The 18,627-nt window shown below is 70.9% G+C and carries 19 protein-coding genes; 12 read left to right on the top strand and 7 right to left on the bottom strand.

The genetic code is table 11. The features are described 5' to 3' along the window. Window positions 1-53: 53 nt before the first annotated feature. The 3 genes from HNR73_RS08615 to HNR73_RS39600 are packed head-to-tail and all read left to right on the top strand — an operon-like array spanning window position 54 to window position 2,677. The gene (locus HNR73_RS08615) at window positions 54-824 is read left to right on the top strand and encodes a CPBP family intramembrane glutamic endopeptidase (protein ID WP_184786761.1); all 771 of its coding nucleotides are present in this window, start codon (window positions 54-56) and stop codon (window positions 822-824) included. Between the two features lie 15 nt (window positions 825-839). Beyond that, window positions 840-2,072 carry a sensor histidine kinase gene (locus HNR73_RS39605; RefSeq protein WP_184786760.1) on the top strand — a complete coding sequence of 411 codons (1,233 nt, stop codon included), beginning with the start codon at window positions 840-842 and terminating at the stop codon, window positions 2,070-2,072. Then, entirely contained in the window at window positions 2,036-2,677 is a 642-nt protein-coding gene (locus HNR73_RS39600) for a response regulator transcription factor (RefSeq protein ID WP_184786759.1), read from the top strand. Before HNR73_RS39605 ends, HNR73_RS39600 begins: the two co-directional genes overlap by 37 nt. A gap of 479 nt (window positions 2,678-3,156) precedes the next feature. On the opposite strand, the gene HNR73_RS08600 is transcribed toward HNR73_RS39600, so the two are convergent. Both HNR73_RS08600 and HNR73_RS08595 read right to left on the bottom strand, forming a co-directional pair. After that, window positions 3,157-3,339, bottom strand: coding sequence for a hypothetical protein (locus HNR73_RS08600; RefSeq protein WP_184786758.1), 183 nt, complete (start codon window positions 3,337-3,339; stop codon window positions 3,157-3,159). Further along, the gene (locus HNR73_RS08595; protein WP_184786757.1) at window positions 3,339-4,145 is read right to left on the bottom strand and encodes a hypothetical protein; all 807 of its coding nucleotides are present in this window, start codon (window positions 4,143-4,145) and stop codon (window positions 3,339-3,341) included. The genes HNR73_RS08600 and HNR73_RS08595 overlap by 1 nt, the downstream gene beginning before the upstream one ends. A 279-nt stretch (window positions 4,146-4,424) precedes the next feature. Here HNR73_RS08595 and HNR73_RS08590 point away from each other — a divergent pair, with 279 nt between their 5' ends. Then, window positions 4,425-5,066: a mycothiol-dependent nitroreductase Rv2466c family protein gene (locus HNR73_RS08590; protein WP_184786756.1), complete on the top strand. Its 642-nt coding sequence runs from the start codon at window positions 4,425-4,427 to the stop codon at window positions 5,064-5,066. On the opposite strand, the gene HNR73_RS08585 is transcribed toward HNR73_RS08590, so the two are convergent. The 4 genes from HNR73_RS08585 to HNR73_RS08570 form a co-directional block, all read right to left on the bottom strand. Next, on the bottom strand, window positions 5,067-8,393 hold the full coding sequence (locus HNR73_RS08585) for a hypothetical protein (protein ID WP_184786755.1): 3,327 nt from the start codon (window positions 8,391-8,393) through the stop codon (window positions 5,067-5,069). 16 nt (window positions 8,394-8,409) lie between these two features. Next, on the bottom strand, window positions 8,410-8,910 hold the full coding sequence (locus tag HNR73_RS08580; protein ID WP_184786754.1) for a DUF2398 family protein: 501 nt from the start codon (window positions 8,908-8,910) through the stop codon (window positions 8,410-8,412). Window positions 8,911-8,942: 32 nt separating this feature from the next. Beyond that, window positions 8,943-9,923, bottom strand: coding sequence for a DUF2397 family protein (locus HNR73_RS08575; RefSeq protein WP_184786753.1), 981 nt, complete (start codon window positions 9,921-9,923; stop codon window positions 8,943-8,945). 62 nt (window positions 9,924-9,985) lie between these two features. Next, complete coding sequence (locus HNR73_RS08570; RefSeq protein ID WP_184786752.1) at window positions 9,986-10,924, bottom strand: COX15/CtaA family protein; 939 nt, start codon at window positions 10,922-10,924, stop codon at window positions 9,986-9,988. 251 nt (window positions 10,925-11,175) lie between these two features. On the opposite strand from HNR73_RS08570, the gene HNR73_RS08565 reads away from it, so the two are divergent. From HNR73_RS08565 to HNR73_RS08530, 8 genes are read left to right on the top strand one after another with little or no spacing between them, the layout of a single operon-like run. Next, a complete protein-coding gene (locus HNR73_RS08565) occupies window positions 11,176-11,913 on the top strand; it encodes a helix-turn-helix transcriptional regulator (RefSeq protein WP_239121956.1) in 738 nt (245 codons plus the stop codon). Further along, on the top strand, window positions 11,910-13,343 hold the full coding sequence (gene sufB, locus HNR73_RS08560; RefSeq protein WP_184786750.1) for a Fe-S cluster assembly protein SufB: 1,434 nt from the start codon (window positions 11,910-11,912) through the stop codon (window positions 13,341-13,343). The genes HNR73_RS08565 and sufB overlap by 4 nt, the downstream gene beginning before the upstream one ends. Window positions 13,344-13,400: 57 nt before the next feature. Then, window positions 13,401-14,588: a Fe-S cluster assembly protein SufD gene (gene sufD / locus HNR73_RS08555; protein WP_184786749.1), complete on the top strand. Its 1,188-nt coding sequence runs from the start codon at window positions 13,401-13,403 to the stop codon at window positions 14,586-14,588. Continuing rightward, a complete protein-coding gene (locus HNR73_RS08550; RefSeq protein ID WP_184786748.1) occupies window positions 14,588-14,944 on the top strand; it encodes a non-heme iron oxygenase ferredoxin subunit in 357 nt (118 codons plus the stop codon). Before sufD ends, HNR73_RS08550 begins: the two co-directional genes overlap by 1 nt. Before the next feature lie 18 nt (window positions 14,945-14,962). Beyond that, entirely contained in the window at window positions 14,963-15,739 is a 777-nt protein-coding gene (gene sufC / locus HNR73_RS08545) for a Fe-S cluster assembly ATPase SufC (protein ID WP_184786747.1), read from the top strand. A 2-nt stretch (window positions 15,740-15,741) separates the two neighbouring features. Further along, a complete protein-coding gene (locus HNR73_RS08540; protein WP_184786746.1) occupies window positions 15,742-17,046 on the top strand; it encodes a cysteine desulfurase in 1,305 nt (434 codons plus the stop codon). Then, complete coding sequence (sufU, locus tag HNR73_RS08535; RefSeq protein WP_184786745.1) at window positions 17,046-17,504, top strand: Fe-S cluster assembly sulfur transfer protein SufU; 459 nt, start codon at window positions 17,046-17,048, stop codon at window positions 17,502-17,504. Before HNR73_RS08540 ends, sufU begins: the two co-directional genes overlap by 1 nt. Further along, window positions 17,501-17,884, top strand: a complete 384-nt coding sequence (locus HNR73_RS08530) for a metal-sulfur cluster assembly factor (RefSeq protein WP_184786744.1) — start codon at window positions 17,501-17,503, stop codon at window positions 17,882-17,884. Before sufU ends, HNR73_RS08530 begins: the two co-directional genes overlap by 4 nt. Window positions 17,885-17,932: 48 nt before the next feature. Here the strand turns inward: HNR73_RS08530 and HNR73_RS08525 are convergent, their stop codons facing one another. Then, complete coding sequence (locus tag HNR73_RS08525) at window positions 17,933-18,616, bottom strand: DNA alkylation repair protein (RefSeq protein ID WP_184786743.1); 684 nt, start codon at window positions 18,614-18,616, stop codon at window positions 17,933-17,935. Window positions 18,617-18,627: the final 11 nt, after the last annotated feature.

The following is an 18,627-nucleotide window of genomic DNA, read 5'->3' as shown; positions in this document are numbered from 1 at the left end:
GTTTCACCGGGCATCGTCGAGCCGTCCCCCTCCCGACGGCGAAAGCGAAGCCCATGCACAGCCTCCACACCCCGGTCCGCGCGCCACTCACCCGCGTCCTCCTCCCGGCGACGGTGTTCTTCACCGTCGCCCTCCTCGCCTCCGGCGCGCTGGCCGCTGAGCAACCCGTCACCGGAATCCCCGGCGAGGTCATCGAGCTCGTCCAGTTCGGCCCGGCGCTGGCCGTCGGCGCCGTCGCCCTGATCTGGCGCCGCCGGATCAAGACCCTCCTCGCCGGGACGTTCACCGGCCGCGCCCGCCCGGCGGTCCTGCTCACGGCCCCGCTGATCATCGCCGCCGCCGCGGGCGCCTACGCGGTCCCGCGCGGCGGCATCGGTGTCGATTCCCCCGAGCACTCCTTCGCGCTGATCGTCGTGGCGCAGTTCATCGGCGCCTGCGGTGAGGAGATCGGCTGGCGCTGCTGGCTCCAGCCCCTCCTGCGCACCAGGTACGGCGTGCTGACCTCCTCGATCACCGTCGGCCTGCTGTGGGCCGCCTGGCACGTGCAGATCTTCGCCCAGGACCCGCTCTACGCCGCCGCCTTCGTGCTCGGCGCCGTGTCGATGTCCGTCGTCCTCGGCGTCGCCCTCGACCGCAGCGGACAGCGGCTCCTGCTCGCCGGCGCCTTCCACACCCTCATCAACCTCGGGATGCTGCTCGTCATGGACGAGGAGTCCGGCGCGGTCGCGCCCATGGCGCTGTTCGGTGGATCATGCCTGTTCGCGGCCCTGATCTGGGCCCGGAAAGCGCGGGCTAGCATCCACGGGTCCACCGCACGGTCTTGAAGAAGGCGGGGAGGAATGTCGCCGGTCCGCGCACTCGGCCGCTGCGTGCTGCGCAGCTGGCTGCTGATCGCCGCCTGGGCCGTCGGCGCGGTCGTCGTGCTCGCCGTCCTGCTGCTCCCGGTCGGCCTCGGCCTGCTCCTCCTCCCCGCCTCCGCCGCCCGCCTGCGCGCCCTGTCGGACCGGGCCCGCGTCTGGGCCCGGCCCGTCCGCGAACCCCCGCCCCTCAATCCCGACCGGAACCTCACCCGCAGGAGACAGGCCGGGGCGATCATCGGCGCCGAGTCCTTCTGGCGCGACCTCGTATGGGCCGCGATCGAACCCGCCGTCGGCGGCGCGCTCGTCGCACTCCCGCAGAGCCTCGTCCTCTTCGGCGTCTTCGGCGCCTTCGTCCAGCCCTTCATCTGGCGCGCCATCGACGACGGCAACTGGTACGCCTTCATCCCCGTCAACAGCACACCGACGATGCTCGCGGCCCTCGCCCTCGGGCTCGCCTTCATCGCCGCCGGCCTCCGCCTCGCCGAACCGGCCCTGCGCCTCCACGGACGCTGGACCCGCCTCCTGCTCGCCGCGCCCCGCTCGGCCCAGCTCGCCCGCCGCGTCGAGCAGCTCACCGGAACCCGCACCGACGCCCTCGACGCCCAGGCCGCCGAACTCCGCCGCATCGAACGCGACCTGCACGACGGAGCCCAGGCCCGCCTCATCGCGCTCGGCATGACCCTCGACAACGCCACCCGCCTGCTCGACACCGACCCCGAGGCGGCGCGCGGCCTCCTGCTCGACGTCCGCGCGACCTCCTCGCGGGCCCTGGCCGACCTGCGCGACCTCGTCCACGGCATCCACCCGCCGGTACTGGCCGACCGCGGCCTCGTCGACGCCGTCCGCTCGCTGGCGCTGGACAGCTTCCTCGACGTCGAGGTACGCGCCGACCTCGAAGGCCGCCTCCCCGCGCCGCTGGAGTCGGCGGCCTACTTCGCGGTGAGCGAGGCCCTCGCCAACGCGGCCAAACACTCAGGCGGCCGGAACGTCACCGTCGCGATGACCCACGACGGGGAGATCCTGCGCGTGACCGTCACCGACGACGGGCACGGAGGTGCCGCACTCGACGGGGGGACCGGGCTGTCGGGGGTGCGGCGGCGGTTGGGTACCTTCGACGGCACCCTCGTCCTCCAGAGCCCGCCCGGCGGGCCCACCACCGTGACCATGGAGATCCCGTGCGCGTCGTCCTCGCCGAAGACCTCTTCCTGCTGAGGGACGGGCTCGTCCGGACACTCCGCGAGCACGGCTGCGAGGTGATCGCCGTCGACAACGGCCCGGCGCTGCACCGCGCGCTGGCCGAGGAGGCGCCCGACGTCGCGGTCGTCGACGTGCGCCTGCCGCCGACCTTCACCGACGAGGGGCTCCAGGCCGCGCTGGCCGCGCGGAAGGCGCGTCCGGGGCTGCCGGTGCTGGTGCTCTCGCAGTACGTCGACCAGCTATACGCCCAGGAACTGCTCGGTGGCGGTGAGGGCGCGGTCGGGTACCTGCTGAAGGACCGGGTGACCGACACCGCCCAGTTCATCGACGCCGTGCGGCGGGTCGCCGCCGGCGGCACGGTCATGGACCCGCAGGTCATCGCGAAACTCCTGTCGCGCGGGGACGCGCGCGGCACGATCGGCGGCCTGACCGCCCGCGAACGCGACGTGCTGGAGCTGATGGCCGAGGGCCGCTCGAACGCCGCGATCGCCGCGGCGCTCCACGTCAGCGAGAGCGCCGTCGCCAAGCACACCGCGGGGATCTTCACCAAGCTCGGCATCGGCGCCTCGGAGGACGACAACCGGCGGGTGCTGGCGGTCCTGGCCTACCTGCGCCACTGAAGCGTCCACTTGGTGTGGACGTTGACTTCGATACCCGTCCCACCGCGCCCCGCGGCATCGTGCGGGGCAGCGACACCTACGGCACGACCGCGGTCATCGCCGTCGAGACCGCCCGCCGCCCCATCGCACACCCCGCGCCAAGCCCGGAGTGCTCGCGTCCGCCCAAGCCCCCCACCCGACCGCCTTCCTCGGCCTCCTCGCCCCGCACGGGATCGAGTGGACCGTCGAGGAGCCGTCGGCGACTTGCCGACGAGCTCGCGGGCATGCCCGCACACCCGAGAGCCGAGGCCGCCGGGGCGTCGGACGGGGATGCCGTGAATCGTCGCCGTTGCGACTGTGTTCCGTCCCGCCGGCCGACACTGAAGTAGTCTCCATCACCGCCGACTTCTGGTTCGACCCTTCCTGAGGGAAACCAGAGGTTGGAGGCGCTGAACGGGAGGGAAGTCGCTCTGAGGCTGGGTGAGGCGACTTCCCATGCTCTACTTCTCCGCGATGATCTTCTGGAAGAAGAGGGTTGCGCCGGCCGCCGCCGTGCCGGCGACCAAGAGGGCCGAGAACGGGTCCCGGTTGGACAGGTAGGAAGTGAGTCCGGCGGCCCCGGCGGTGAGGAGCGCGAGGAGGACGATGAGTGCTGAGCGCGGTGTGATCAGAGGGCTGTCCATCAGCGTTCTATCTTGGCGGGCTCGGTGCCGGGCGTGACGGCGAAGGGCGGCAGCAGGCGATAGCTGTTGACGTAGCTGTACCCCTCCGGACTGAGTGCGGCCGTGCGGCGATATCGGTGTTTGGTGAGGATTCCGTGTTCGAGGAGTTCTGTGAAGCCTCGCTCGGCTGTGTCGGCTGACCAGCCGTACCACTGGGGCATCTTCTCTGTTGGTAGTTCGAAGCCGGGTCTCTCCGCGAGCGCTACGAGCAGCATCGCGAGTCCGGGGAGCTTGAGTTTGTCGCACCAGCCGGCGGTCCAGTACTTGTGCGGGAGTTGAAGGAAACGGTCTGGTGCCGCGTTCCCGTCTGGGCGATCGTAGGCATGTCCGGTTCCGTCTTCTCTGAGTAGCGTGATGCGGATCTTGCGTTCGCGTCCGCTGCGGGCGCGGGTGATGAGCTTGCGTTCGCTCAGGCGAGTGAGGATTTTGGTTGTGGCGCTGGAGGCAGAGGAGGGTTCTGCCGTCTCGCTGGCTCCGAATGCTCTCGCCCAGACCTTGAGGGGGTGCGTCGTGCTCCAACCGTCTTGGCCATCGCCGTTGCTCGTCGCACCGATGATCAGGAGGTAGGCCTGAAGGGCGCGGAGATCTCGGTTCTTCACGAACGCGGCCAGAGGACCGCGCCGGTCCTGCCGCCTTACCGCTCGCTGGCTCGGAGCCTGGACGAAGGTCTTGCGGACAGGAGTGGAGGTGCGGCGGGCACGATCGAGGAGGGCAGATCGAGTATCGGCCGTCGTGGCGGCCGGCTCGTCTTCGTGGGCGTCATCCATGACAACCATTGAGCCGCATCCTGGCGTGCGCGGCAAATGGTCGTAGCTCTCAACAACTGCCGCCGCAGCGGGTGTGTGGAAAACCATGTGAATCCATGTGAGTCCAAATGCGAGACCCCATGAAACAACCCCCGCCGAGTGCCGCGTGACATGCCGGAGCCATGCATCGCGGCGGGTGGTTCTGGACTGGCGCTCAGCGGTTGGCTGCAACCTTGCTGGGATCGGTGGCCGCCGCGAGTGTGTTCTGCCAAGGCAGTCGACTGAAGTAGTCTCCATTCCATGTCTGTGCATGAAACCCGAGACCAAACCGCCGACTTCTGGTTCGACCCCATCTGCCCCTGGGCCTGGATGACGTCCCGCTGGGTGCACGAGGTCAAGCGGCAGCGGCCCGAGATCACCGTGAACTGGCACGTCATGAGCCTCGCCGTCCTCAACGAGGGCCGTGACCTGCCGCCGGAGTACCACGACGCCGTCGTCGTCCGGGGCTGGTACTCCGTGCGCGTCCTCATCGCCGCGGCGAAGGCGCACGGTGACGAGGTCCTCGGCGACCTCTACACCGCCCTCGGCACGCGCATCCACCTCAACAAGGAGGAGATGAGCCGCGAACTGCTCGAAGGCGCCCTCGCCGACGTCGGCCTGCCGAAGGAACTGGCCGAGGCCGCCTACAACGAGGACAACGACGAGGCCCTGCGCGCGTCGCACGCCGAGGGCATCGGCCTCGTCGGCGAAGACGTCGGGACGCCCGTCATCGCCGTGGCCGGCGCCGACGGCGCGCGTGTCGCCTTCTTCGGCCCCGTCGTCACCCCGGCGCCGAAGGGCGAGGCCGCGCTGCAACTGTGGGACGGCACGCTCATGGTCGCCGGCATCCCCGGCTTCTACGAGATCAAACGGACCCGCACCCAGGGCCCGATCTTCGACTGATCACCCGGCGGTGCGGGTGCCGTTCCAGCGCAGCCGCACCGCCACCGCGTCGTCCCCGCCCCCGAGGACCTCATAGGCGTCCAGCTCCCGCAACGTCCCGACGTGCCCCCACAACCCGGGCCCGGCGGCGAGCAGGTCGACGTCGAGCACCGCCAGCAACGGCAGCACCTTCTCCACGGTCTCCTCGTCGAGGCCGTCGAGCGCGACCAGCCGCGCCGACCCGTCGGCGCCGGACACGTCGTACAGCGCCGCCAAGGCGCACAACCCCAGTTCCAGCGGGTCGCCGACCGCGTCGAGCCGACCCCAGCCGCGCGGATCCAGCGCGGCCCGCACGCTCGCCGCGCACGGCCGCGCGTGTCCGGCGACGAGCCCGGCGATGATCCCGCGCAACTGCGCCTCCTGCGAGGCATCGCGCTTCGCCCGCAGCAACGCCAGCGCGGTCGCGTGCTCCGGCGCGGTCCACGTGACGGCCCCGTCGCCCGTCCGCTCCAGGATCGCCGCCAGCCGCGCGAGCACGGCGTCGATGAAACCGACCCGTTCGGCCATGTCCCCGGCGAGCCGCCCGTACCAGCGGTCCAGCCGAAACTCCCGGTCGGCGACCTGATCGGCCCGCGCCTCGACGGCCGCACCGAGCCCGTCGGCGTCGTGCACCTCCACGGTCACGATCCCGTCGGCGCGCCCGACGGTCACCGGATGCCCGGCGAGCACCGCCCGGTGCCGCTCGACGACCGCGCGGAACTGGCTCTCGGCGGTCCCCGCGTCCTCCGAAGAACCGCCCGGCGCCTCATCCCCGTCGATACCGAGCCGCTCGGCGACGAGCCGCACCTCCGCCACCGCGACACCGACCGCCTCGGCCCGCGACTCCAGCACCGACCGCGCCACGTCGAGCGCGGCACGCGCACGCGCCAGCGCGTCACGGCGGCATCCGTAGGCGTCGACCAGGTCCGACGGCGGCGGCCAGTGCGATTCCCCCGCCCGAACCGCGCGGTACCCCGCCTCGGCGGTCGCGCGACGCTCCCGCAACCACTCCCAGGCCGAATCACGCGAGGCATAGGCGCCCACCCGCGCGGCGAGCCGGGACGCCGACTCCGCGGCCGCCGCCACCCGATCGGCGAGCCGCTCGGCGTGCACGGCCCGCTCGGCGAGCGCGGCCACGTCGGCCCGCGCCGGATCGGCCCCCTCCCGCAACGCGGCGGCAGCGGACCTGGCACGCGACTCCGCGTCCCTCGCGGCGGCGACCTCCGCGTCGAGACGCTCGGCCTCCGCGCGCGCGGCCGCGAGCCGGGCCGAGGCCCGCCACAGCCGCTGCGGATCCGGTGCGCCCGCGAGCAACTCGCCGAGCCCGCCGCGATCCCGCCGAACCCGCTCACCCACCGACGTCACCGCGCCCAACTCGGCGCCGAGAGCCGCGATGCGCTCATCTATCCGTTCCAGCCGACGGGCACGCGCGTCGGCGCGATTACCGGCACCGATCATCTCGGCGCGAGCCTTGCGCGCCACCCCGCGCACCGGCCCGAGCCGCCAGCGCCCGTCCAGACCGAGCCAATGCGCCGCCGCCGACTCGCCAAGCCCGATCCCGCGCAACATCCCCGCGAGCCGCGCGTCACCCTCATCCAGCGGCCGCAACACATCCGCCAGACTCGCCCCCGCCACCGGTTCACCCACCGCCACCGACACCCCACGCGCGTACGGATCGCTCACCCGCGTGTCCCCGACGAGCCGCGCGTCCAGCAACCCACTCGCCTGCAGCGCGGCCTCCAGTCCGGCCTGCCCCGCCGGACTCACACCCCGCGCGAACTCCACCCGCAGATGCCACGGCGCCACCCCACGCCCCGACTCGGGCGCCGAGACCGCGGCGCGCTCGGTGGCCGCCTCACGCAGCGCCTCCGTCAGTACCGCCAGCCTCGCCCGGGCGGCCTCCTCGTCGGCGGCGAGCCGCGCCAACACCGGCGCAGCCACCGCCTCCGGCGCACCGGCCGGATCGAGCCCAGCCGACTCCGCCCACGCCGCCCGCTCCGCGCGATGAGCGCGCTCGCCCGCGGCCAACCGCACCTCGGCGGCCTTCACCCGCCGATGCGCCTCCACCGCCCGCGCCTCGAACTCGCCCGTGCGACGCGCGGCCTCATGAGCCACGGCCCGTGCCCGCGACCACGCCTCCTGCCCGTCCCGCAGCGCACGCGCCTCCGCCGCCAGCCGCGCCAGATCGCCCGCCGCCGCCCGCACCACCCGCCGCCACCGTTCGAGCGACGGTCCCAGCGCCGCCGGACTCTCCCCGTCCGGCTCGGGCGGTGAACCCGGCAGAACCGGCCCGGACCCGAGCGAACCCGCGAGAGAGACCGTGCGCTCCCAGGCCGCCCGCAAAGCCGCGAGCTCACCGAGGACGAGCGCCGTCTCACCACTGTTCCAGCCACCGATGCGGGCATCGAGATCCCGCACCACCGACAACTCACGCCACCGCGCCCGCAACTCCCCGTCGCCACCCGTCACCGAAGCCGACCGCATCCGCTCGGCCGACTCCCGCGACGCGCACTCGGCACGGGCGACATCGGCGCTCGCCGCAAGCATCCGGCGCTCGGCCTCCCCGTGGGCCGACCGCGCCGACCGCAGACGACCGGCCCGCTCGGCGAGGAGCGCGCGCAGGTAGACGTGATGGGCGGAGGTGATCTCGCCGACGGCCGCGCAAACGTTCGTGACGCGGTCGAGCGCGGTCCGGGAGGCCCGCAACTCGGCCAGCGCGTCGGCGCAGGCCTCGACACCGACGGGGTCGAGTGTCGGCAGGACCGCCCGGACCCCTCCCGCACCCGACAACCGGTCCGGCTCCCGCAGCCCGCGCAAGGCCGACACCACATCACGCAAACGCTCGGCGGCGGGCCCGAACACCGACGCGACCCGCGCCAGATAGTCGGCCGGGTCGTCGAAGACCGCGCCCGCCCCGACCAGCCCCGGCAGGTCGGTGGCGCCCGGACGGCGCGCCGGGTCGTGCAGTGGCAGCGAGTCGCCGACCGGCACCGGCGTCGCGAAGAAACGCGCGCGGCCCATCGTCACGGCCGCGCCGAGGACGTGGACCTCACCGCCGCGGGTGAACTCCAGCCACACCACCCCGGTCCCGCCGGCCCGGCGTGGATCGGCGTCGAGGGGCAGGAACAACGCACGCAGCACCTCCGACGCGCGCGCCCCGCCCCGGAGCAGAAGCCGCCCGCCCCCGCAGGTGAGGACCTCGTCCAGCCCGGCGAGGCCGTGCACACCGGCCCGGCTCAAGCGCCACCGGTTCAGCGGGCCGAGCCTTTCGACGCCCCGCACCGGCCTCGCGATCTCGTCGACGCTCATCGCCCGCCCCTCTCGGTCAGCACACCACCGCGCCCGCCAGCGCCGCGTCGATCCCCAGCAGCGCCTCGGCCGCCGGATCGAACGCGTACGCGGCCGGATCACCGTCCACCTCGAACACCACGCCCCAGTCGCGCAGCACGGCCAAAGCCGCGACCAGCGACGCCCGCCACCGCTCGGGCCCCTCGGCGCCGACGTCGATTCCCGCCTCGACGGCCACGGCGGTCACCCGCGCGGCGAGCTCGGTGACGGGCAGCCGCGAAGGCGCGGCCGACAAGACCACGGCGGTCAGCACCAGACACGCATAGACACGCGGCGACAACGGCACACCGTCGGGGCCCTTCAGGCCCGCCGTCCCCGCATCGACGAGACGCAGAAAGCCCCGGCCCACCCGCAAACCGCGCCCGGACGCCCGCAACCGCTCGTCCACACCGGCCGTGAAGGCACTCAGCGGTTCGAACAGGTCATGCCCGGCCGGGACCAGCGGTGTCACGGAGAGGGCATCGACGAGCGCGGTCACCCGCGCATCCCCTCGCGCCCGCCCGCCGCCCATCACAAGGCCCCCGGGTCCTCAGCCGGCAATACCGACAACCGAAGCTTGAAACCATCCAACGTCAACGTCCCGTCCACACCGAACAAAGACGTCGACGAGCCAGGAGAGTGCAACAGCTGCAGCTCCAGACCACACGACTCATCCGCCACATAGCCATCCGACCCCGGCGACGTCCGCGCCAGCGCACGACCCACCAACCCCACCAACAGCACGAACGCCGACGACGAAAGACGCCGACGGGCAAGGTCAGCACAAGCACCCTGAAGCTCCACCGACGGCGGCGGCGAACGAAACCGCTTGAGAGGCATGGGGTCGGGCTGCGGTCCCGCCGCGGTGTCCGGTCCCCGGCCTGGGCGGGCGAAGGTTTCGCCGCGCCCGGCGTCGCGGGTGGGGGACTGGTCGTCCCCGGCGTGGTGGGCGCGGGACTCGTGGTTCCCGCTTGTGCCTACGTCGGTGAACCCGTCGTGTGCTTCGGTGTCGAAGGTTCCGGGTCCCGGAAGAGGCGTGGGGAGACCGATCGTCGCCGCGTACAGCGCGACCGCCTCGGCATCCGAACACTCATCGAAACGACGCGCCAGTTCCAGCAAGCCCTCGCGATCGACCGGTTCGGTCACCGGCTCAGGCGCCGCCGTGACACTCGTCCGGCACACCTCGCGCCACACCCGGCCGCCCAGCTCCGACAGGCCGAAACGAACCGCGCCCGCCCGGTACTCCGCGACAGTCCGCACCTCGGCACTCCGCGAAACGTCGCCCCACCCGACCAGCTCCACCAGCCGCGACTCCACAATGGCCCGGTCCGCGCCCAGCGCCTCGGCGACCTCCGCCGCCGTCCGCGAACACTCCGGCTCCTCGGCCAGCACACCCAGGATCGCTTGATACGCCACGGAATCGGGCACCAGGAGAAAAGCCAGACCGGTGAGCGCGTCCGCGCCACCGCCGGTCACCCCCGGCGGCGTGGCCCCCACAACCTCGCCGTCCATGGACTGAAATTAGCGTCCACCAGCGACGACGCAGAGGGAAATGCGAATCTTCGTCGGGTCGCTTATCCGACGGAGAGTTCCGCAGGCGTCGTCGCCGGCCGCGGATCGGGCACCGGCGCGTGCGGCGACTCGGCGAGATCACGCACCCGCGTCCGGAACAGCAGCAGCAAGGCCGCGATCCACAGCACCGCCGCACCCAGCATGTGCGCGCCGACCAGGATCTCCGGCAGGTTCGTGAAGTACTGGACATAGCCGATCGCGCCCTGCGCGAGCTCGACAGCGATCAGCCAGTACCCCGCGCGGACCACGGTGGCCGGCGCCTTGAGCGCCTTGAGTGCCAGCAGCATCGCCACCGACAGTCCGATCAGCAGGAACACCATGTCGGCGTGCAACTGCGTGATGAGATGCCCGTCGATGTTCAGGCGCGGGGTGTCGGGGTCGCCGCCGTGCGGTCCGCTGCCGGTCACCATCGTGCCGACCAGGATCGTGGCCGCCGCGGCCGCGACGATCGCCCACGCGCCCAGCCGGATCGGTGTGGGCACGATCAACCGGGCCGGGCCGTCGGGCTCGCCCGAGCGCACCCAGAATGCCACCGCCGCGACGAGCACGACGATCGTGGCCAGGAAGTGCCCGGCCACCGTCCACGGGTTCAGGCCCGACACGACCGTGACCATCCCGATGATCGCCTGGATCGGGATCCCGACGAACAGCATCAGCGACAGCTTCAGCAGCGACTTCCGCCGGGGCTTGCGCAAGATCGCGGCGAGCACGCCCACACCCGCGATGATCCCGACGACGACGCCGAAGAGCCGGTTCCCCCACTCGATCGCGCCGTGAATGCCCATCTCGGCGGTCGCGTGAAAGGATTCGGGGGAGCAGTTCGGCCAGCTCGGGCAGCCGAGCCCCGAACCGGTCAGCCGGACGGCCCCGCCGGTGATGACGATGGCGACATTGGCGATGATGTTGATCAGCGCGATACGCCGGACCCACGTAGGTGACACAACGCCACAGGCTACGGGGCCGGGCGAGCCGCGCCGAGCGCGGGTAGGGGTGAACTTCTACGTCGGGTCGAAATCAGCGATCCGGGGTGAGGGTGCGACGGTCCGAGGGCGGGAAAGCCTTCCCCTCCGGGCGCCCGAACGGGCGACAGGGTGATGACCGCCCAGGTCAGAGCCGGTAAGGGTGCCCTTCGTGATCGCCTTCACGGGACCCCTCCATGGCGTGCTCGGACGAAATAGGTAACACTTGGGTTGTGGAATTCGACCTGGCGATCGAACGGACGGGGAGCGGCTGTGCCACCCCCGACGGTCGCACGCGCCAGCGAGTCGCCCAGCTGCTGCTCGAACGAGGGCACGCCACGGCCGCCGAACTCGCCGCCGTTCTCGGTCTGACCGCCCACGGGGTGCGCAAGCACCTCGACGCGCTGACCGTCGACGGTCTGGTCGAGGCGCGCGAGCCGTCGGCCACGGCGGGCCGCGGTCGCGGCCGTCCGGCGAAGGCCTACCGCCTCACCGACGCCGCGCGCGACACGTTCCCCCACACCTACGACAACCTCGCCGCCGACGCCCTCCGGTGGATCTCCCGCACCTCCGGGCCCGCGGCCGTCGGCGCTTTCGCCGCCGAACAGGTCGCCCGCCTCGAAGAGCGGTGCCGCACCGCGATGGACGGCGCGGGCGAGGACCCCGTGGCCAGGGCGACCGCCCTGGCCGACGCCCTCTCTCACGAGGGGTACGCTGCCTCGGCCTCGGCGATCGCCACCGGCGGGCAGCTGTGCCAGCACCACTGCCCGGTCGCGCACGTCGCCGCGGAGTTCCCGCAGCTGTGCGAGGCCGAGACAGAGGTGATCGGCCGACTGGTGGGTACACACGTACAGAGGCTGGCCACGATCGCCAACGGCGACGGCGTGTGCACCACGCACATCCCCGCCCAGGCGGGCCGGCCTACCGCAGGCAAATCCAGTGTCGACAACTTGAGGACGCGAGAATCATGACGGAGACGACCAGCCCGGCCCCGCTGAGCCAGGACGAGGTACTGGCCTCACTCGGTAACTACGAGTACGGCTGGGCCGACAAGGACGACGCGGGCGCCTCGGCGCAGCGCGGCCTGTCCGAAGCGGTGGTCCGCGACATTTCCGCGAAGAAGAGCGAACCGCAGTGGATGCTCGACCTGCGGCTCAAGGGACTCAAGCTCTTCGGCCGCAAGCCCATGCCGAACTGGGGCTCGGACCTGTCGGGGATCGACTTCGACAACATCAAGTACTTCGTGCGCTCCACGGAGAAGCAGGCCGCCTCGTGGGAGGACCTGCCCGAGGACATCAAGAACACCTACGACCGTCTGGGCATCCCCGAGGCCGAGAAGCAGCGCCTCGTGGCCGGTGTGGCCGCCCAGTACGAGTCCGAGGTGGTCTACCACAAGATCCGCGAGGACCTTGAGGAGCAGGGTGTCATCTTCCTCGACACCGACACCGCCCTCAAGGAGCACCCGGAGCTCTTCAAGGAGTACTTCGGCACGGTCATCCCGGTCGGCGACAACAAGTTCGCCGCGCTGAACACCTCGGTGTGGTCGGGCGGCTCGTTCATCTACGTCCCGCCGGGCGTGCACGTCGACATCCCGCTGCAGGCCTACTTCCGGATCAACACCGAGAACATGGGCCAGTTCGAGCGGACCCTGATCATCGTCGACGAGAACGCCTACGTGCACTACGTCGAAGGCTGCACCGCGCCGATCTACAGCTCCGACTCGCTGCACTCGGCGGTCGTCGAGATCATCGTGAAGAAGGGCGGCCGCTGCCGCTACACGACGATCCAGAACTGGTCGAACAACGTGTACAACCTGGTCACCAAGCGCGCCGTCGCCGAGGCGGGCGCGACCATGGAGTGGGTCGACGGCAACATCGGCTCCAAGGTGACCATGAAGTACCCGGCGGTCGTCATGACCGGCGAGCACGCCAAGGGTGAGGTGCTCTCGGTGGCGATGGCCGGTGAGGGCCAGCACCAGGACGCCGGCGCGAAGATGACCCACGCGGCGCCGCACACGTCCTCCTCGATCATCTCCAAGTCGATCGCGCGCGGCGGTGGCCGCACGTCCTACCGGGGCCTGGTCCAGGTCAACGAGGGCGCGCACCACGCCAAGAGCACCGTCAAGTGCGACGCGCTGCTGGTCGACACCATCTCCCGCTCCGACACCTACCCGTACGTCGACGTCCGCGAGGACGACGTGCAGATGGGCCACGAGGCGACCGTCTCCAAGATCTCCGACGACCAGCTCTTCTACCTGATGAGCCGCGGTCTGACCGAGGACGAGGCGATGGCCATGATCGTGCGCGGCTTCATCGAGCCGATCGCCAAGGAGCTCCCGATGGAGTACGCCCTTGAGCTCAACCGCCTCATCGAGCTTCAGATGGAGGGCGCGGTCGGCTGACCCGCCCGCGCGAAGACCTTGCCTGAAGAGACGAATTCGACCGGAGTAGACACGAGCATGACCACGAACGCGTTGGCGCGCCCACATTCGCACGGAGCAGAGGCCGCTTCGGACGTAGTACCGCCGAAGACCAAGTCCCAGTTGCTGCGGTCCTTCGACGTCGCCGACTTCCCCGCGCTCAACGGGCGCGAGGAGGACTGGCGCTTCACCCCGCTGCGCCGCCTGCGTCACCTGCACGACGGCGCCTGGACCGCGGCTCCCGCCGGCCCCGTCCACGAGTACGGCGACGCCCCCGAGGGCGTCACCATCACCCGTGTGGCGAAGGACGACGCCCGCATCGGCAGCGTCCTGGTGCCCTTCGACCGGATCAGCGCGCAGGCCTACACCGCGGCCGAGGAGGCCCTCGTGGTCTCCGTCGCCCGCAACGCGGTCGTGACCGAGCCGGTCGTGCTGCGGATCGAGGGCAAGGGCGCCGAGGGCGCGAGCTTCGGCCACACCTTCCTGGAGATCGGGGAGTCGGCCGAGGTCACCATCGTCCTCGACCACGCCGGTTCGGTAACGCTCGCCGACAACGTCGAGATCGCCGTCGGCGCCAACGCCAAGGTCACCGTCGTCACGGTCGCCGACTGGGCGCCCGACGCCGTGCAGGTCCAGCACCAGAAGGCCCGCATCGGCCGCGACGCGACGCTGACCCACATCTCGGTGAGCCTCGGCGGCGACCTCGTCCGCCAGTACGTGTCGGCCGAGTTCGCCGGCCCGAACGCCGCCATCGACGCCTACGGCATCTACTTCGCCGACAGCGGCCAGCACCTGGAGCACCGCCAGCTCGTCGACCACGGCGTGCCCGACTGCCGCAGCAACGTCAACTACCGGGGCGCCCTTCAGGGCGCCGACGCGCACACCGTGTGGGTCGGTGACGTGCTCATCCAGGACGTCGCCACCGGCACCGAGACCTACGAGATCAACCGGAACCTGGTGCTCACCGACGGCGCCCGCGCCGACTCGGTGCCCAACCTGGAGATCGAGACCGGCGAGATCCTCAGCGCCGGCCACGCCAGCGCCACCGGGCGCTTCGACGACGAGCAGCTGTTCTACCTCCAGTCGCGCGGCATCCCCGAGGAGTCGGCCCGCCGCCTGGTCGTGCGCGGCTTCTTCGCCGAACTGCTGGAGAAGATCCCGGTCGAGCCGATCCGCGTCCGCCTCCACGACAGCATCGAGGAGCGCCTGTCGAAGGTCGGCATCTGATGGACACCACCGAGACCTTCATCCGGGTGTGCGCGCTGAGCGACCTCCCGGTCGGCACGGCGGTGCGCGCCGAGATCGACGACACGCCGATCGCGCTGGTGCACACCGACACCGAAGAGGTGTACGCGATCTACGACGAGTGCTCACACGCCGCGGTGGCACTGTCCGAAGGGGAGATCGAGGGCTGCACCCTTGAGTGCTGGCTGCACGGCTCCCGCTTCGACCTGCGGACCGGTGAACCCACCGGCCTGCCCGCCACGGTCCCCGTCCCGGTCTACCCGGTCGAGATCCGCGACGGAGACGTTTACCTGAGCACGGTTCCACACAACGGCCCCGCCGCCGCGGGCGACGAGTAATCAACAGGAGCAGTACACATGAGCACCCTTGAGATCCGCGACCTCCAGGTGTCGGTCAACACCGGCGACGAGGACAAGGCGATCCTGGCCGGTGTCAACCTGACGGTGAAGTCGGGCGAGACCCACGCGATCATGGGCCCGAACGGGTCGGGCAAGTCGACCCTGGCCTACTCGATCGCCGGTCACCCGAAGTACACCATCACCGGCGGCAGCGTCCTTCTCGACGGCGAGGACGTCCTGGCCATGAGCGTCGACGAGCGCGCCCGCGCCGGCCTGTTCCTGGCGATGCAGTACCCCGTCGAGGTCCCCGGCGTGTCGGTGTCGAACTTCCTGCGCACCGCCAAGACCGCCATCGACGGCGAGGCCCCCAAGCTGCGCACCTGGGTCAAGGACCTCCAGTCGGCCATGGCCGGCCTGGAGATGGACCCCGAGTTCGCCACCCGCAGCGTCAACGAGGGCTTCTCCGGCGGTGAGAAGAAGCGCCACGAGATCATGCAGCTCGAACTGCTCAAGCCGAAGATGGCCATCCTCGACGAGACCGACTCCGGCCTCGACATCGACGCGCTGCGCATCGTCAGCGAGGGCATCAACCGCGTCAAGGAGAACAACGACCTCGGCGTGCTGCTGATCACCCACTACACGCGCATCCTGCGCTACGTCAAGCCCGACTTCGTGCATGTCTTCGTCGCCGGCAAGATCGTCGAAGAGGGCGGCCCGGAGCTGGCCGAGCAGCTGGAGGCCGAAGGCTACGACCGCTACGTCAAGGGCGCGGGCGCCGCGAAGGTCGGAGCCTGACCATGACCACACCCGGAGCGGCGGTCGCGACGGAGCCCGGCATCGCGGTGCCGAGGCTGGACGTCGCGGCGATCCGCGCCGACTTCCCGATCCTGGATCGGGAGGTCAACGGGCACCGGCTGGTCTACCTCGACTCGGCGGCCACGTCGCAGAAACCGCTCCAGGTCGTCGAGGCCATGCGGGACTTCGCGTTGACGCACAACGCCAACGTGTCCCGTTCGGTGCACACGCTGGGCACCGAGGCCACCGAGGGTTACGAGGGCGCGCGGGCGAAGGTCGCGGCCTTCATCGGCGCGGCCCGGCCCGAGGAGCTGGTGTTCACCAAGAACTCCACCGAGTCGGTGAACCTGGTCGCCTACGCGATGCTGGCCGCCTCGCTCGACCCGAAGGCCGACCCGCGGCTGCGGCTCGGCCCCGGCGACGAGGTCGTCATCTCCGAGATGGAGCACCACTCCAACATCGTCCCGTGGCAGCTGCTGTGCGAGCGGACCGGTGCGACGCTGAAGTGGTTCGGGATCACCGAGCACGGCCGTCTCGACCTGTCGAACCTCGACGAGGTCGTCACCGAGCGCACCAAACTGGTGTCCTACGTGCACCAGTCGAACCTGCTCGGCACGGTCAACCCGACGGTCGCGGTGGCGCAGCGGGTGCGCGAGGTCGGCGCGCTGCTGATGCTCGACGCGTCCCAGTCGGTGCCGCACATGCCCGTCGACGTCGTCGAACTGGACGTGGACTTCCTGGTCTTCACCGGGCACAAGATGCTCGGCCCGACCGGGATCGGCGCCCTGTACGCCCGCCACGAACTGCTGGAGGCGATGCCGCCGTTCCTCGGCGGAGGCTCGATGATCGAGACGGTCGCGATGACCGGTTCGACCTACGCGCCGCCCCCGGCGAAGTTCGAGGCCGGTACACCGCCGATCACCGAGGCCTACGGTCTCGGCGTGGCGGTCGACTACCTCCAGCGGGTCGGCATGGACGCGATCAAGTGGCACGAGAAGGAGCTGACGGCCTACGCGCTGGACGCCCTGGTGACCGTCCCGGGTCTGCGGATCATCGGGCCCGAGGTCGCCGTCGGCCGCGGCGGATGCGTCTCCTTCCACCTCGACGGGATCCACCCGCATGACGTCGGGCAGGTCCTCGACGCCGAAGGTGTCGAGGTGCGAGTCGGACATCACTGCGCAAAACCGACGTGTGTTCGTTTCGGGGTACCGTCGACGACCCGTGCGTCGTTCTACCTGTACAACACCACCGACGAGGTGGACGCCCTCATCACGGCGTTGGACAAGGTACGGAAGGTCTTTGGCTGATGCGGCTCGACGAGCTTTACCAGGAGATCATCCTCGACCACTACAAGCGGCCGCACGGCCGCGGCCTGCGCGAACCCTTCGAGGCCGAGGCGCACCACGTCAACCCGACGTGCGGTGACGAGATCACCGTGCGGGTGCACCTCGACGGCGGGAAGGTCGCCGACGTCTCCTACGACGGCGTCGGCTGCTCCATCTCGCAGGCCTCGGCGAGCGTGTTGTTCGACCTGCTCAACGGCAAGGCCCTGGCCGAGGCGATGGTGACGCTGGAGGCGTTCACCGAGCTGATGGTCGGCAAGGGAGAGGTCGAACCGGACGAGGACGTGCTCGAAGACGCCGTCGCCTTCGCGGGTGTGGCGAAGTACCCGGCGCGCGTCAAGTGCGCACTGCTGTCCTGGATGGCGTTCAAGGACGCGGCCGCCCGCGCGACCGCTGCCGATGAGAGCGGAGAGAGTTCATGAGTGAAGAAGTGCTCGACCAGACCGCCCCGGCCGAGACGCCGGAGGGCGGCGTGAAGAAGGCGGCCGCCGAGGACGTCACCGAGGCCATGAAGGACGTCGTCGACCCCGAGCTGGGCATCAACGTCGTCGACCTCGGCCTCGTCTACGGTGTCCACATCGACGACGAGAACGTCGCGACCCTCGACATGACGCTGACGTCGGCGGCCTGCCCGCTGACCGACGTGATCGAGGACCAGACCCGTTCGGCGCTGTGCTCCGGCCCGGGCGGCGGCCTGGTCGCCGACATGCGCATCAACTGGGTGTGGATCCCGCCGTGGGGCCCCGACAAGATCACCGACGACGGCCGCGACCAGCTGCGCGCCCTCGGGTTCAACGTCTGAGGCCGAGAAGATCCCCCTGAACCGCCCGGCGTACGCCGGGCGGTTCTCTCATGCCCCGATGTTCTTGAGGGCCTCGCGCTTGGACAGCGGCGACAGTTCCGTCCGCGCGACGAACGCGCGGACGGCGGCGGGATCGGTCTTGGCGTACTGCCGCAGGATCCAGCCGATGGCCTTGCGGATGAAGAAGTCGCCGTCGCCGGCCCTTCGTTCGCAGTAGCGGTAGAGGCGTTCGGTGTCGGTGGCGTCCTGGTAGTGCATCTGGTGCAGGATCGCCACGCGCGCCTGCCACAGGTCCGGCGACTCGATCCACTCGTCCATGACGCCCACGAGCGACGGCTCGGCGGCCACCAGTGGCCCGGCGACGCGCGTGGCGAGCCCGTCGACGGTGTCCCACCACGAGTCGGTGACCACCAGGTGCCGCAAGGTCGGCACGAACGTCTCCGACAGGGCCTTCACCCGCTTGATGAGCAGATCCACCGCGAAGTACCGGTACTCCCGCTCGGGCAGCTCCCAGCAGGCCAGCGCGATCCCCGCGACGGCCCGCTCGTCATAGGCGGGCGCCCCGGCCAGGACCTCACGCGTCAGGACCCGCCGCAGGGGCGTGGGGATGCCGAGGTAGGCGAACTTGCCGCGCATGTACGCCGACATCGCCGCCGCCTTCTCCGCGTCGGCGGCGGGCGCGAACACCGCCGTGAGCCGTTCGATCAATGCGCTGGTGTCGCGTGGGTCCATGAGGCTATCCT

The organism is Phytomonospora endophytica (assembly GCF_014202425.1).
GTDB classification, from domain to species: Bacteria; Actinomycetota; Actinomycetes; order Mycobacteriales; family Micromonosporaceae; genus Phytomonospora; species Phytomonospora endophytica.
Note: the sequence above shows the minus strand (reverse complement) of the source record. Positions and strands in the feature narration are given on the sequence as shown.